This is a genomic window from Streptomyces rugosispiralis (assembly GCF_024505145.1).
Classification (GTDB): Bacteria; Actinomycetota; Actinomycetes; order Streptomycetales; family Streptomycetaceae; genus Streptomyces; species Streptomyces rugosispiralis.
Genome location: NZ_JANIAA010000002.1, coordinates 224,352 through 237,213 on the forward strand (window position 1 = coordinate 224,352; position 12,862 = coordinate 237,213).

The window sequence follows — 12,862 nt, forward strand, 5'->3', positions numbered from 1 at the left end:
GGTGCCCGCCCACCGTCAGAACAGCTTCCGCAGGATCAACTCCAGGGAGAACTCCACGTGTTCGCGTGCGGTCGTCGCCGCCCGTTCGGCGTCACGGGCGCATACCGCCGTGATGAGCTCGCCGTGCTGCCGGGAGGATCGGGCGAGCTCATCGGGGCTGTAGAGGGCCGCCAGCCGGGTGTTGAAGTGGAACAGGCGGTTGGCCTGGATCGCCGCCAGCAGCCGGGGGTTGCCCGAGGCCGCGTTGATCGCGTCGTGGAAGCTGTCGTTGTTGCCGGCGCGGTCGCCGAGTACCGCCGGGTCGTGGGCGGTCATCCTCGGCCGCCAGCCCTCGATCGCCTTGAGCTGTTCCGGTGTGGCCCGCCGGCCGGCCAGGCGGGCGGCGTGGCTTTCGAGTCCGCACCTGACCTCGTACAGCTGGACGATCTCGTCCTGGGTGTGCTCATGCACGATCCAGCGCCGCCGATGGGAGTCGATGAGCCCGTCCGCCTCCAGCCGTTGCATGCTCTCGCGCACCGGTGTACGCGAGACGCCGAGCCGGGCGGCGATCTCGTCCTCGACCAGCGCGGCGTTGGGTCGCAGCACACCGGCGGTGATCTCCCGGCGCAGTGTCCAGTACACCTCCTCCGAGCGCCGGGTACGCGGGCGGGGGCCCGGATCGGCGTTCCGCGCGGGGCTTTCGTCGGGAGCGCGCTCCGCGGGTTCCGACTGTGCTGGAGTCTGGGTCATCCGATCCTGTTCCTCATCGCCTGGGGACTGGTGTGCGACGGTTCTAGTAAACCGGTCGTTCACCGGTGCCCGCCCGGCCGGCGTCCCAGGCGGGCACGGGAGGCGTGTGGTCGATCAGGTGAGGGACCTCGATGTCGAGGTAGAGCGGACCGCCGTCCTCGTGGAACGAGCGCAGCCTCCGGGTCAGGTCGGGCAGGGACCGGACACGGTGGGCCCGCATGCCGCAGGCCCGCGCCACGCCGACCGCGTCGATGGTGCCGGGATCGACGCCGAAGTAGCGCCGTCCGGTGTACAGATGCTGGAGCATCTTGATCCAGCCGAGGCTGTGGTTGGTGAACTGCAGGTGCACGATGGGCAGTCGCAGCCGTACGGCCGTCTCCAGCTCGCCACAGGCCATGGCGAAACTGCCGTCGGCGGTGAAGGAGACCACCTCGCGGCCGGGATGGGCCATCGCCACCCCGACGGCGGCCGGGATGGCATAGCCCATCGGGCCGTGTCCGCGCGGGATCAGCACACTGCGCGCGGCACGGGTCTGCCGCCAGAACGCCGCCACGTTGGGGGTGGGGGTGCCGGGGTCGGCCACGACCAGAGTGCCGTCGCCGAGGACCGAGTTGACCGTGCGTACGACATCGGCGGGCAGCAACTGTCCGTCGGCCGCGGTGGCGGGCGCCCCGGTGAGGCAGTCGGCCGTGTCCGCGCGGGCGGCCCTCACCCGTGCGCGGCGCTCGGTACGGACGTCGGCGTCCACCGGTGTGATGTGCGCGAGGAGCCGGCCGAGCACGGTGGCGGCGTCGCCCACGAGCCGGATCGCGTCCGGGAAGTTGCGCCCGGCGCGGTCGGCGTCGATGTCGATCTGGATGACGGTGGCCCCGCCCCGGGGGTCCCGGCTGGGCCCGGTCCAGCTGTTGGTGTCGGTGGCGTTCGCCCGTGTGCCCACGAGCAGGACGGCGTCCGCGTCGCGTACGGCGGCGTTGGCACCGGGCCGCCCTCCGTTGTTGCCGACCACCCCGAGCGACCAGTCGGAGGTGTCGGGCAGGGCGCCCTTGCCGTGGATGGTCGTGGCCACGGCCGCGCCGAGCGCGTCGGCGAGCCTTTCCAGGACGTCCCAGGCGCCCGAGACATGCACGCCGGAGCCTACGAGGAGGGTGGGGCGCCCGGCGCGCGAGAGCACGTCCGCCGCCCGCGCCACGGCCCCCGGATCGGCGGTGGCGCGGACGGCGGGCAGCGCGGGCACGCCGGGGACCGCGGTGATGTCCTCGGCGGGTTCGTCGAGCACGTTCTCCGGGACGATCAGGGCCACCGGGGCCGGGCGCCCCGACACGGCGGTGCGCAGCGCCTCGTGCAGCAGCGACGGGATCTCCGCGGCGCTCTCGGCCACCCGGGTCCACTTGGTGACGGCGGAGAAGAGGGCGGTCTGGTCGATCTCGGTGAGCGCGCCGGTGCCGCGGCTTCGCGTGTGGATGTCGGAGGTCAGCAGGAGGACGGGTACGCCCGAGGCGTACGCGTCGCCGAGTCCGCCCACCACATAGGTGGTGCCACCGCCGCTGGAGACCTCGACGACGCCGACCCGGTTGCCACTCCGGGCATAGGCGTCGGCCATGGCTCCGGCGTGGCGCTCATCGCGGGCGAGGACGTGCCGGATGTCCTCGGCGCGGTGGTAGAGGGCGTCGTAGAACGCCACTCCGGTGTCGCCCGGAACGCCGAAGAGCGTGTCGACGCCACCGGCGACCAGCGCGTCCACCAGGACGTCGGCACCCCGGCGCGGCCGGGTGCCGCCGGTGCCGGGGACGTCGTCCACCGGCGCCGAGACGGCGGATGGGCCGGTCGATCCCAGATCAGTCACGTGCGTCTCCTGTTCGATGCGTCGGGGGCGCCGTCGGCGCCGGGCCGACGTGCTGCCAGGCGAGTGCCGCCAGCAGCCGGGCGGCGTCCGCGGTCACGGAGTCTTCGAACACCGCGGTGGGGGAGTGGTTTCCGGACGGGGGCCCGGGGGCGCCGGGCGGCGCCGCCCCGAGATAGCCGTAGGCCCCCGGAACACGGCGCAGGACACGCGAGAAGTCCTCCGAGCCGATCCGCGGCCGGGCGAGTTCCTCGAAGCGGTCGTCGCCGAACAGCTCCCGGGCCGTCCCGGCGAACAGGGCCGCGTGCTCCGGGGAGTTGACCGTGGCGGGCAAGACCGTCTCGAAGGTGACCTCGGCCCGTGCCCCATGGGCGGCGGCGATCCCCTGGACCAGCGCCGGAAGTTCGGCGGCCAGCCGCTCGGTGACCGGGTCGGAGAACGACCGCACCCCCGCACGGAAGACGGCGTGCTCGGGGATCACATTCGGCGCGGTCCCGGCGTGGAACTCGCCGACGGTCACCACCACCGGCTCGAACGCGTCGAAGCGGCGGGTCACATACGTCTGCAGCGCGGTGGCGGCCTCGGCGGCGACCGGTACCGGATCGAGCGCCTCATGCGGCCGCCCGCCGTGTCCGCCCCGCCCGGTGACCGTCGCCTCCAGCACGCCGTAGGAGGCCATGATCGGGCCGGGCCGGGTGTAGCAGCGGCCCGCGGGCAGATCGGCGACGACATGCAGCGCGTACGCCGCGTCCGGCGGCCGGGGCGTGGCATCGAGCAGCCCCTCGTCGAGCATCAGCCCCGCTCCGTCGTACCCCTCCTCCCCGGGCTGGAACATGAAGACCACGCTGCCCGAGATCTCCTCCCGGCGCGCCGCCAGCAGCCGCACCGCGCCGATGAGTCCCGCGGTGTGCAGATCGTGGCCGCAGGCGTGCATCGCCTCGCCCTCGGCGGCGAACGGCAGCCCGGTGCGCTCCCGCACCGGAAGCGCGTCCATGTCACCGCGCAGCAGTACCGTCGGCCCCGGTCCGGCGCCGTCCAGCACCGCGACCACCGAGCTGAGGTTCTCACCCGTCCGCACGCTCAGCCCCGTCCCGGCGAGCGCGTCCAGCACCACGGCCTGGGTACCGGGCAGGTGCAGCCCGACCTCGGGGGCGGTGTGCAGCGACCGGCGCAGCGCGACCAGGTCACCGGCGAGCGCGGCGGCCTCCTCCTCGAACAGGCCCCCCATCAGACACCCTCCGCCCGCAGCTTCGGCAGGACCTCCGCGACGACCTCCTCGAAGACGCCCGCTTTGTGCGGCCCCTGGAGCGGATACGGGAACATGAACTCGGTGATGCCGATCTCGGCGAACCGGCCGATGAAGTCGGTGAACCGTTCGGCCGACTCCCAGGGCGCGTCCTCGGTGAACCCGGCCATGAACGACTTCCGGATGCTCGCCGGGTCACGGCCGAACCGCTCCGCGTGCTCATCGAGGAGCCGCCCGCGGTCCCGGGTGAGCCGCAGACTCTCCGCCTCGCTCAGCTTCACACCCCGGCGCAGTTGGGAGAAGAGCGTGCCGTAGGTACTCCAGATGTCGGCGTCCCGCGCGGCGATCCGGATGGTCGACTCGACATGCGCGGCGATCAGCAGCGGCGGGTGGGGCGCCGCGACCGGCGCGGGGGCGCGCACGGCTCCCTCGACGCGGTAGTGGCTGCCGGAGAAGTCGAAGCGGTCCTGCCGCAGCAGCCCGCCGACGACCGCGCTGTACTCGTCGAAGCGCGCCGCCCGCTCGGCGGGCGGCCAGCTCTCCACGCCCGCCACGGCATGGTCCTTCGGATTGCCCCCGGCGCCGATGCCGGGGACGAAACGGCCGCCTGACATGTGGTCGAGCGTGACGGTCTGCTTGGCGAGCACCGCGGGGTTGCGCAGCGGGAAGGCGCTGACCAGCGTCCCCACGGTGATGCGCTCGGTCGCCGCGACCATGCCCGCGGCGAGCTGCCAGGCGTCGAAGCGGGGCTTGGAGGTGGCACCGCCGTCATCGATGGAACTCCACACATGGTCGCCGGCCCACAGGCTGTCGAAGCCCTGCTCCTCGAAGGCGCGCCACCGTGCCGTCAGCTCCGGCCAGGGTGCGGCCTCGTAGGTCATCAGCCCGAATCGCAAGTGTGTCGTCGTCATGGTCGTGTCTCAGCCCTGTTCCTCGATGACGTCCCTGATCAGCTCCGCGGTGACGGGACCGGCCCCGGCCCGCGCCTGTGCCGCGAGATAGGCGGCGCGGTAGGACCCGGCGCGCCGCGCCCGGGGCAGCCGCTCGACGGCCGCGATCAGCTGTTCCTGTACGGCTTGCGGCCACCGCTCGTCGTACGCCCGGCGCGCCGCCCCCAGGTCGAACGGTCCCGCGGGCTCGGGCGGCGAGGCCCGGCCGCGTTCGGTGGCCGCCGCGTCGACGGCGCCGTCCCGCAGGACCACCCCGTAGGCGCGCGACGCCTGCTCCGGGCCGATCAGTCCGCGGGCCGCGTCGGCGGCCACCTCGTCCGGCGCGCGGTCGGCGGGGTCGCCGAGACCGCCGCCACCGGCGGTCTCGATGAGCAGCACATCACCGGCGGCCAGGGTGACGACGTTGATCCGTCCGAGCTCCCGCTCTCCGGGTGTCCCCGGGTTGAGCACGGCGCGCCCCGGAGCGCCGGGCCGTCCGCCGTTCACCCCCCACGGCTGGAAGAGCAGCCGCTCCATGCCCCGTACGGCGAGGGTGACCCCGTCGGCGAGGGCACGCAGCCGCAGCACGATGCCCGCTCCACCGGGTCTGCGCCCCGCGCCACCGGAGTCCGGGCGGTAGCGGTACTCCTCGACGAGCACCGGCGCGTCCCGCTCCAGCAGTTCGTTGGGGACGTTGCGCAGCCATCCGCCGGTGAAGCTCGTCCCGTTGAGCCCGTCCCGGTCGGGACGGCCCCCCGAACCGCCGGTCAGCGGCTGCCCGACGGAGACCTGGCGCTGCCCCGTCACGGGGTCGGCGTGGGCGACGGTCGCGATGGCCACGGCACCGGAGGAGGTGGCCAACGCGGACTCGGGAGCCGCCTGGGCGAGACAGCCCAGCACACAGTCCATGATCCGGAAGAAGACGGCGGCCCGCACTCCGCAGGTGGCCCCGGGCCCGGGGTTGACGATGGAACCGGGCGGCAGTTCGGCGGTGATACCGCGCACCAGCCCCGAGTTGTACGGGATCCCGGGGTCGAGCGAGCAGAAGTAGTTCACCAGGGCGAACACCAGCATGTAGTGACCGGGTTCGCCGCCGGTGGGCAGATTGATCGCCTCCGCCACCTGGGGGGAGGTACCGGCGAACGAGAGATGGGTGGAGCCCCCGGAGACCGTCAGCTCCAGGCTCAGCCGGGTGGGCGGCACCGTCGTCACGCCGTCCTCCTCCAGCCCCTCGACATAGTCGACGAAGCGGTACCGGCCGTCGCGCAGCCGGTCGACGAGCCGGGCCGCGCGGCCGGCCGCCTCGTCCAGCAGGTCCTCGATCGCGTCCCCGAGCGCCTCGGCGCCGTAACCGGTGACGATCTCGTCGATACGGCGCTGCGCGGTGGCGAGCCCGGTCAGCTGCGCCTCGATGTCGCCGCGGTTCTGCTCCGGCACCCGGGTGTTGGACAGGATGGTGCGCAGCAGCGCCTCATTGGTCCGGCCCGCCGCACGGAGCTTGGCGGGCGGGATCAGCAGCCCCTCCTGGCAGCGGTCGGTGTGCGCCCAGGAGATGGAGCCGGGCACATCGCCGCCGATGTCGGAGGAGTGGACGAAGCTGAAGGCGAACGCGATGATCCGTCCGCCCGCGTAGATCGGCGCCCACAGCCAGATGTCGGGCAGATGGGTGACCAGACCACCTGTGGCGTCGGGGTCGTTGCTGATGCCGACATCGCCGGGGCGGTAGGGACCGAGCGACTCGATGGCACGGCGCGCGGGAATCCCGATCATCAGATTGCCGGAGATGGCCCGGGGCGCGGCGAAGACCTCACCCCCGGGGGTCACCAGGCAGGTGCCGAAGTCGGCGGTCTGCTTGACGAACACACTGAAACTGGTCCGCCGGATGGTCTCGGCCATCTCCTCGACCACGGCGGTCAGCCGGTGGGAGAGGATCTCCCGTGTCACGGGGGAGCCGCGCATCACGATTCCCTCCTGTCCTCGGTGTCGTTGCCCTGACCGGTGGCCGGATCGCCGTCCGGGGCCAGGTCGATCAGCAGATTTCCCAGGGCGTCCGCACGGGCCGCCGCTCCCGTCGGTACGAAGACGGTGGTGTCGGGGGCCGAGACGACCAGCGGGCCGTGGACCGTCGTGCCCACCGGCAGCTCGTCCCGGCGCAGCCGCACCGCACGGCGACGCTCACCGGATTCGTGGACGGTGTGCTCGCGCGGCGCCCCCGCCGCGCCCGCCGCCACCGCCGGAAGCCGTGGATCGCCGGGGGCGGTCAGGGTCACCCGCAGGTTGCGGACGTCCAGTTCGCCGCCCGAGGCGTCCACGCCGTAGGCGGCCCGGTAGGCATCGGCGAAGAGCGAGCGCAAGGCCTCGACCGTCGGCGGTCGGCCGTCCGGCAGGACCACCGGGAGCGTGAAGGACTGGCCGACCAGCTGGACATCGGCCCAGCGGCGCAGCTCGGGCCGCTGGTACGGCGCCGTGTGCTGTCGCGCGTACCAGGCGTGCGCCTGTTCGGCGAGGTCCTTCCAGACCCGTTCCAGACGGGCGTCGTCCAGCGTCGCCGTCGTCTCGCCGATGGACGCGACCACGTCCTGGCGCAAGCCCGTGGCGAGGGCGCCGAAGGCGCAGAGCGTGCCCGGCGACCAGGGGACGAGCACTCGCCGGATGTTCAGCGAGCGGGCGAGCAGGGCGGCGTGTACCGGCCCGGCGCCGCCGTAGGCGACGAGATGGGAGCCCGTCGCGTCCAGGCCGCGGCGGGCGAGCAGCGGGACGAGCTGGGCGTGCATCATGGCGGTCGCCACGTCGATCGTGGCGGCCGCGGCCTGTTCCACCGTCAGGCCGAGCCGCCGGGCCAGGGGGCGCAGGCTCGCGTACGCGGCCTGTGGGTCGATGGTCACGGCACCGCCAGCGAAGTCCTCCGGATCGATGAAACCGCAGACCACATACGCGTCGGTGAGCGTGGGATCCGTACCACCACGCCCGTACGCGGCGGGTCCGGGGACGGCGCCCGCGCTGCGCGGGCCGACCTTGAGCACCCCCGAGGAGTCGACCCGGGCCAGCGAGCCGCCGCCCGCGCCGATGGAGGAGATCTCCACCGTGGGGATGATCAGCGGGAAGTCACCGAGCACGCTGTCGGTCGAGTACGGGATGTCGTCCTCGACGAGCGCGACATCGACGCTGGTGCCGCCCATGTCCATCGTGATGAGCCGGTCGACCCCCGCGGCGCCCGCCAGCCGGATCGCCCCGGCGACGCCCGCGGCGGGACCGGAGAGCAGCGTCTCGACGGCGGCCCGCAGGATCTCGGCGGACCCGGTGTCCAGCGACATCACACCGCCATTGGACTTGGCGATGTACAGCGGGCAGCGCAGCCCCAGCGCCCGCAGCCGGTCGAAAAGTTCACCGAGATAGTCGCCGAGCAGTCCGGCCACATGGGCGGCCAGCACGGCGACGGTCGTGCGCTCGTACTCCTTCTCCTCCGGCCACAGTTCGGCCGCGCCCACGATGACCAGCCCGGGGTGCGCGGCGCGGAGCAGCTCCACGGCACGCCGCTCGTGCTCGGGATGGGCATGGGCGTGCAGAAAGGACACCGCGAGCGCCTGGACACCGTCCGCCACCAGCGCCCCGGCGGCGGCCAGCAGCCCGGCCTCGTCCAGCGGACGCTCCACACCGCCGTCCGCGCGGAGCCGCTCGTCCACCTCCCGGACGTCCGCGCGGTCGACGAGCGGACGGCGCGGGGCGGCGAAGAAGTCGATGGGGTCGCGCAGCCGCAGCCGGCCGATCTCCAGCAGATCGGGGAAGCCCGAGGTCACCAGCAGCCCGGTGCGGGCTCCGGCACGCTGCAACACGGTGTTGAGGGCGAACGTCTGGCCGTGGGCGAAGTGCTCCACCTCGCCCGCGTCCACCCCGTGCCGAGCCAGTGCGCCGGCGACGCCCTCCGCCACGGCCGAGGCGGGCCTGGCCGCGTCGGAGGGCACCTTGGCGGTGTGCACGGTGCCGTCCTCCGCGTGGGTGAGGACGATGTCGGTGAACGTTCCGCCGACGTCGACGCCGAGCCGGTAGCGGGCCCGGAGCGCATGAGGCGCGGTCACGGTGTGGGTTCTCCTTCCGCGGACCCCTCGGGTCCGGTGGTCCGTGCCCCGGCCGTCGCGCCCACGCCGCCCAGGGCCCCGCCGGTCCGGCGCGCGGCCACGGCGGCGGCCGCCGCGAGCAGCAGCGAACCGGCGATGAGGATGCTGGACATCGCCGTGACCGTGGGGTCCTGCTGCTGTTCCAGGCGCAGGAACATGGCGACGGGCAGGGTGGTGGTATCGGCCGGCATCAAGAAGACCGAGGTGTCGACCTCGTCGAACGAGGTGATGAACGCGAAGATCCCGGCGGCGAGCAGTGCCCATCGGATCTGCGGCAGCGTCACGTGCCAGAAGGCACGGCCCGCGGAGGACCCCAGGTCGCGCGCCGCCTCCTCCAGCGCGGGATCGAGTCCGGCCAGCGCCGCGCCGACGACCGCCACGACGAACGGCATCAGCAGCAGACAGTGCGCGAAGGCGATCCCGCCGACCGTCCCGTACGCGGCCGGGAACAGCGACGCGTACAGCACGAACAGGCAGAACCCCGCGACCACACGAGGCAGGCTCAGCGGCATCACGAAGACCGAGCGCAGCAGCTCCCGCCCGGGGAAGCGGTGCCGGGCGATGGCGTAGGCGGCCATGGTGCCGAACACCAGGGAGATGACCGTCGCCACGCCCGCGACCTCCAGCGAATAGAGCAGCCCGACCCGGAACGGCTCATGGTCCAGCGCCCGCTGGAACCACCGGAGGGTGAAGCCGCTCGGCCATCCGCCGCCGGTCTCGTCCACGCTGAAGGACGACACCACGACCACGGCCAGCGGAAGCAGGACGAAGACGGCCACGAGGGCGAGGAACAGGACGCGCAGCGCGGCGGCGGCACGCCGTCCGGCGGGGGTCACCGCGAATCGCCCCCTTCCGGGCTCCGGTGGCGTACGTCCGCGTACCGGCTGAGCCGGTTGAACAGGGCCAGCACGGCCAGCGCGATGGCCAGCAGCAGCAGTGCCTGGGCGGCTGCCAGCGGCCAGCGCAGCTGCTGGATGTTCTGGTACACCGACTGCGCGAGGACGGTGACGCGGCCGCCGCCCAGCAGGGACGGGGTGGCGAAGGCGCTGACCGTCAGCGCGAAGACCAGCTGGGCGGAGGCGACGATCCCGGAGGCGGTCAGCGGCAGCAGCACCGTGCGCAGCCGGCGGAGCGGGGGCGCGCCGAGGTCGGCCGCGGCCTCCAGCACCCCCGGCGGCAGATTGCGCAGCGAGGCCAGCAGCGGGAACACCGCGAACGGCAGCTCCACATGGACCAGGGCGAGGATGACACCCGGTTCGTGGTAGAGCCAGCCGCGCAGCACACCGCCGAGCAACCCGCCGTGGCCGAGCAGCAGCATCCAGCCGTAGGAGCGGACGACGACGCTGACCAGGATCGGCGAGAAGATGACGAACATCAGCAGCCCCGCCACCCACCAGCGGCGAACCCGCAGCAGACACCAGGCGATCGGGTAGGCGAGGACCACGGTGAGCAGGGTGACGAGGGCTCCGACGCGCAGTGTCGTCCACAGCACCGCGAGGTTGTAGGGGTTGCTGAGCGCCTCGGCCCAGGTGCCGGTGTCGAAGGGGGCGATGAGGCGGCTGGTCTGCTCGGTGCGGAAGCTGTACGACACCAGCAGCAGGACGATCGAGAGGAAGATCAGCACCAGATAGGCGGCCCCGGGCGCGACCAGTGCGTAGGCGACCCGCCGCTCGCGTGTCCTGCCTCGCCCCTCCTTGGTGAGGGCGGGGGCGGGCGTCTCCCGGGTCATCCGGCCGCCCCCTCGGACCTGACGGCCCGGCCGTCGGCCGGCACCACGGTGAGATGGGCGGGGTCCACCGCCACGCCCACGGCCGCGCCGACCGTCACGGTGGATGAGTGGGCGTCGGTGTCGGCCAGGACCTCCCGGCCCGTCGAGGTCTCCAGGACGATACGGATCCGCGCCCCGAGGAAGCCGACCGAGCGGACGACCGCGCCGCCGATGGCGCCCTCGTCGGAGGGCTCGACGACCCGGATGAACTCCGGCCGCACCGCCACCAGCGGTGACCCGCCACCGGGTACGGGGAAGGTCAGGCCGTCCGCACGCGACCGGCCGGGGGAGCCGGGATCGGGCGCCGTGTCGAAGAGGTTGTTCTCGCCGATGAACCCGGCGACGAACCTGCTGACGGGGGCTCGGTACAGTTCCTCGGCCGTACCGATCTGTTCCACCCGCCCGTCGTTCATCACGGCGATCCGGTCCGAGACCTCCATCGCCTCGCTCTGGTTGTGGGTGACGCAGACGAACGTCGTGCCCGTCTGCCGCTGGAGCCTGCGCAGCTCGCGGCGCATGCGCAGCTGCAGACCGAGATCGAGCGCACTGAGCGGCTCGTCGAGCAGAAGGACATCGGGGCGGCCGACGAGCGCGCGGGCGATGGCGATCCGCTGGCGCTGGCCGCCGGAGAGCGTCGACGGGGCCCGCCCGGCGAACTCCGACATGCCGACCACATCGAGGATCTCCGCCACCCGCCGGGTGATCTCAGCGCGTCCCGTCCTGCGTGCCCGCAGCCCATAGGCCACGTTGTCGAACACGGTCATGTGCGGGAACAGCGCGCCCTGCTGGAAGACGAGATTGGTGGGGCGGCGGTGGGGTGGGGTGCCGGTGACGTCGGCGCCACCCAGCAGCACCCGTCCGCGGTCGGGCCGCTCCAGCCCGGCGATGATGCGCAGCGCGGTGCTCTTGCCGCACCCCGACGGTCCGAGGAGGGAGAAGAACTCGCCCGCACGGACGGTGAGTTCGATGTCGTTGAGCACGTCCTTCCGCCCGAAGGACTTCGACAGCGACCGGACGGCTATCGCACGATCGCTCACAGATGTGCCTTGACGTCGCTGTTCCACTGGTCCGTCGCCTGCTGGACGCTCTTGGCGAGCCGCCCCCAGTCCAGCTGGAGCGATTCCCGCACCGCCGTCAGCTGGAAGCCCGGCTTGCCGCGGAATCTGGCGGGCAGCTCGGCGCCCTCGATGAGCGGGATGGTGGCGGTGGCCGCGCTGTAACGGCTGACGGCGCCGGGCGCGAGGATCTCGTTCATCAGCTTCGCGCCCTCCTTCAGCTGCTCGGAGCTGGAGCCCTTGACCAGCTGGAACCCCTCGGGGAAGGCCATGACACCTTCCGAGGGCACCGCGAAGCCGATGGGGTCACCCGCGTCGATCCAGGGCTGGGCCACGCCCTGGAAGCCGGGGGCTATCACGACCTGCCCGCTGACCAGTTGCTTGCGCAGCTGGTCGATGGAGGCGACCAGCCCGGCGAACTGGCCTTTCTTCGCGGCGTCCGCGAAGACGTCGATTCCCTTGGACAGATCCGCCTCACCACCGCCCTTGAGCCTGTTGACGACGGGCACGGCGTTGACGGCGAAGGCGGGGGCGTCCCAGGTGGTCACCTTGCCGTGGTACTCGGGCTTGAACAGATCGAGCCAGGACTTCGGTGGACTCTTGACGACGTCGGTGTTGTAAAGGATGCCCATGGCGTCCATCACCGTGTACGCCCCCAAGCCGTCATCGCGGCGGAACTCCGGCAGCACCTTGGCCGCGTTGGGGACGAGCTTGGGGTCCACCGGGGCCCACAGGCCCTCGGCGGCTCCCTGGGCGAAGCTCTGGGCGTTGAAGAAGCCGAGGTTCAGCAGTGGCCGTTGCGCGTTGACCTGTACCGAGGAGACGAGTTTCGGGAAGGTCTCGGCGTTGGTGCCCTCGATGTACCGGACCGTGACGCCGTTCTTCTTCGCGAACGCGTCGCCGACCTCCTTCGGCACCTCCCCCTGGGCCCCGGCCCAGCGGAACATGGTCAGCCGGGTCCCGCCGCCGGACGAGCCCCCGGGCGCGCCACAGGCGCTGAGGAGTCCTCCGCCCAGGAGGGCCAGTCCGGCCGCTCCGGTGGACCGCAGAACGTCACGGCGACTCACATGGTGCGTCATAGGGCTTCTTCCTCAGTCAGGTGTGATGCGTCCGGGCGTTTCCTCCCGTGAAGTGCTCCCGATACTCCTTCGCATGCGAAGTCGGATGCAAGGAATCGGAG

10 protein-coding genes are annotated in these 12,862 nt (G+C 72.6%); all 10 read right to left on the bottom strand.

Going from position 1 to position 12,862, the window contains the following annotated elements; all coding sequences use genetic code 11:
• Window positions 1–15 precede the first annotated feature (15 nt).
• Genes NP777_RS05010 through NP777_RS05055 form a run of 10 tightly spaced genes read right to left on the bottom strand, consistent with a single transcriptional unit; the run spans window position 16 to window position 12,761 of the window.
• The gene (locus NP777_RS05010) at window positions 16–729 is read right to left on the bottom strand and encodes a GntR family transcriptional regulator (RefSeq protein ID WP_256648811.1); all 714 of its coding nucleotides are present in this window, start codon (window positions 727–729) and stop codon (window positions 16–18) included.
• A gap of 43 nt (window positions 730–772) precedes the next feature.
• The gene (locus NP777_RS05015) at window positions 773–2,572 is read right to left on the bottom strand and encodes a thiamine pyrophosphate-binding protein (RefSeq protein ID WP_256648812.1); all 1,800 of its coding nucleotides are present in this window, start codon (window positions 2,570–2,572) and stop codon (window positions 773–775) included.
• Entirely contained in the window at window positions 2,565–3,797 is a 1,233-nt protein-coding gene (locus tag NP777_RS05020) for a M20 metallopeptidase family protein (RefSeq protein ID WP_256648813.1), read from the bottom strand. The genes NP777_RS05015 and NP777_RS05020 overlap by 8 nt, the downstream gene beginning before the upstream one ends.
• Window positions 3,797–4,726: an LLM class flavin-dependent oxidoreductase gene (locus NP777_RS05025; RefSeq protein WP_256648814.1), complete on the bottom strand. Its 930-nt coding sequence runs from the start codon at window positions 4,724–4,726 to the stop codon at window positions 3,797–3,799. The genes NP777_RS05020 and NP777_RS05025 overlap by 1 nt, the downstream gene beginning before the upstream one ends.
• Before the next feature lie 9 nt (window positions 4,727–4,735).
• The gene (locus NP777_RS05030; RefSeq protein ID WP_256648815.1) at window positions 4,736–6,703 is read right to left on the bottom strand and encodes a hydantoinase B/oxoprolinase family protein; all 1,968 of its coding nucleotides are present in this window, start codon (window positions 6,701–6,703) and stop codon (window positions 4,736–4,738) included.
• The gene (locus NP777_RS05035) at window positions 6,703–8,820 is read right to left on the bottom strand and encodes a hydantoinase/oxoprolinase family protein (RefSeq protein WP_256648816.1); all 2,118 of its coding nucleotides are present in this window, start codon (window positions 8,818–8,820) and stop codon (window positions 6,703–6,705) included. The genes NP777_RS05030 and NP777_RS05035 overlap by 1 nt, the downstream gene beginning before the upstream one ends.
• Window positions 8,817–9,695, bottom strand: a complete 879-nt coding sequence (locus NP777_RS05040; RefSeq protein ID WP_256648817.1) for an ABC transporter permease — start codon at window positions 9,693–9,695, stop codon at window positions 8,817–8,819. Before NP777_RS05040 ends, NP777_RS05035 begins: the two co-directional genes overlap by 4 nt.
• Window positions 9,692–10,588 carry an ABC transporter permease gene (locus NP777_RS05045; protein ID WP_256648818.1) on the bottom strand — a complete coding sequence of 299 codons (897 nt, stop codon included), beginning with the start codon at window positions 10,586–10,588 and terminating at the stop codon, window positions 9,692–9,694. The genes NP777_RS05040 and NP777_RS05045 overlap by 4 nt, the downstream gene beginning before the upstream one ends.
• Entirely contained in the window at window positions 10,585–11,664 is a 1,080-nt protein-coding gene (locus NP777_RS05050) for an ABC transporter ATP-binding protein (protein WP_256648819.1), read from the bottom strand. Before NP777_RS05050 ends, NP777_RS05045 begins: the two co-directional genes overlap by 4 nt.
• Window positions 11,661–12,761 carry an ABC transporter substrate-binding protein gene (locus NP777_RS05055; protein ID WP_256648820.1) on the bottom strand — a complete coding sequence of 367 codons (1,101 nt, stop codon included), beginning with the start codon at window positions 12,759–12,761 and terminating at the stop codon, window positions 11,661–11,663. Before NP777_RS05055 ends, NP777_RS05050 begins: the two co-directional genes overlap by 4 nt.
• Window positions 12,762–12,862 lie beyond the last annotated feature (101 nt).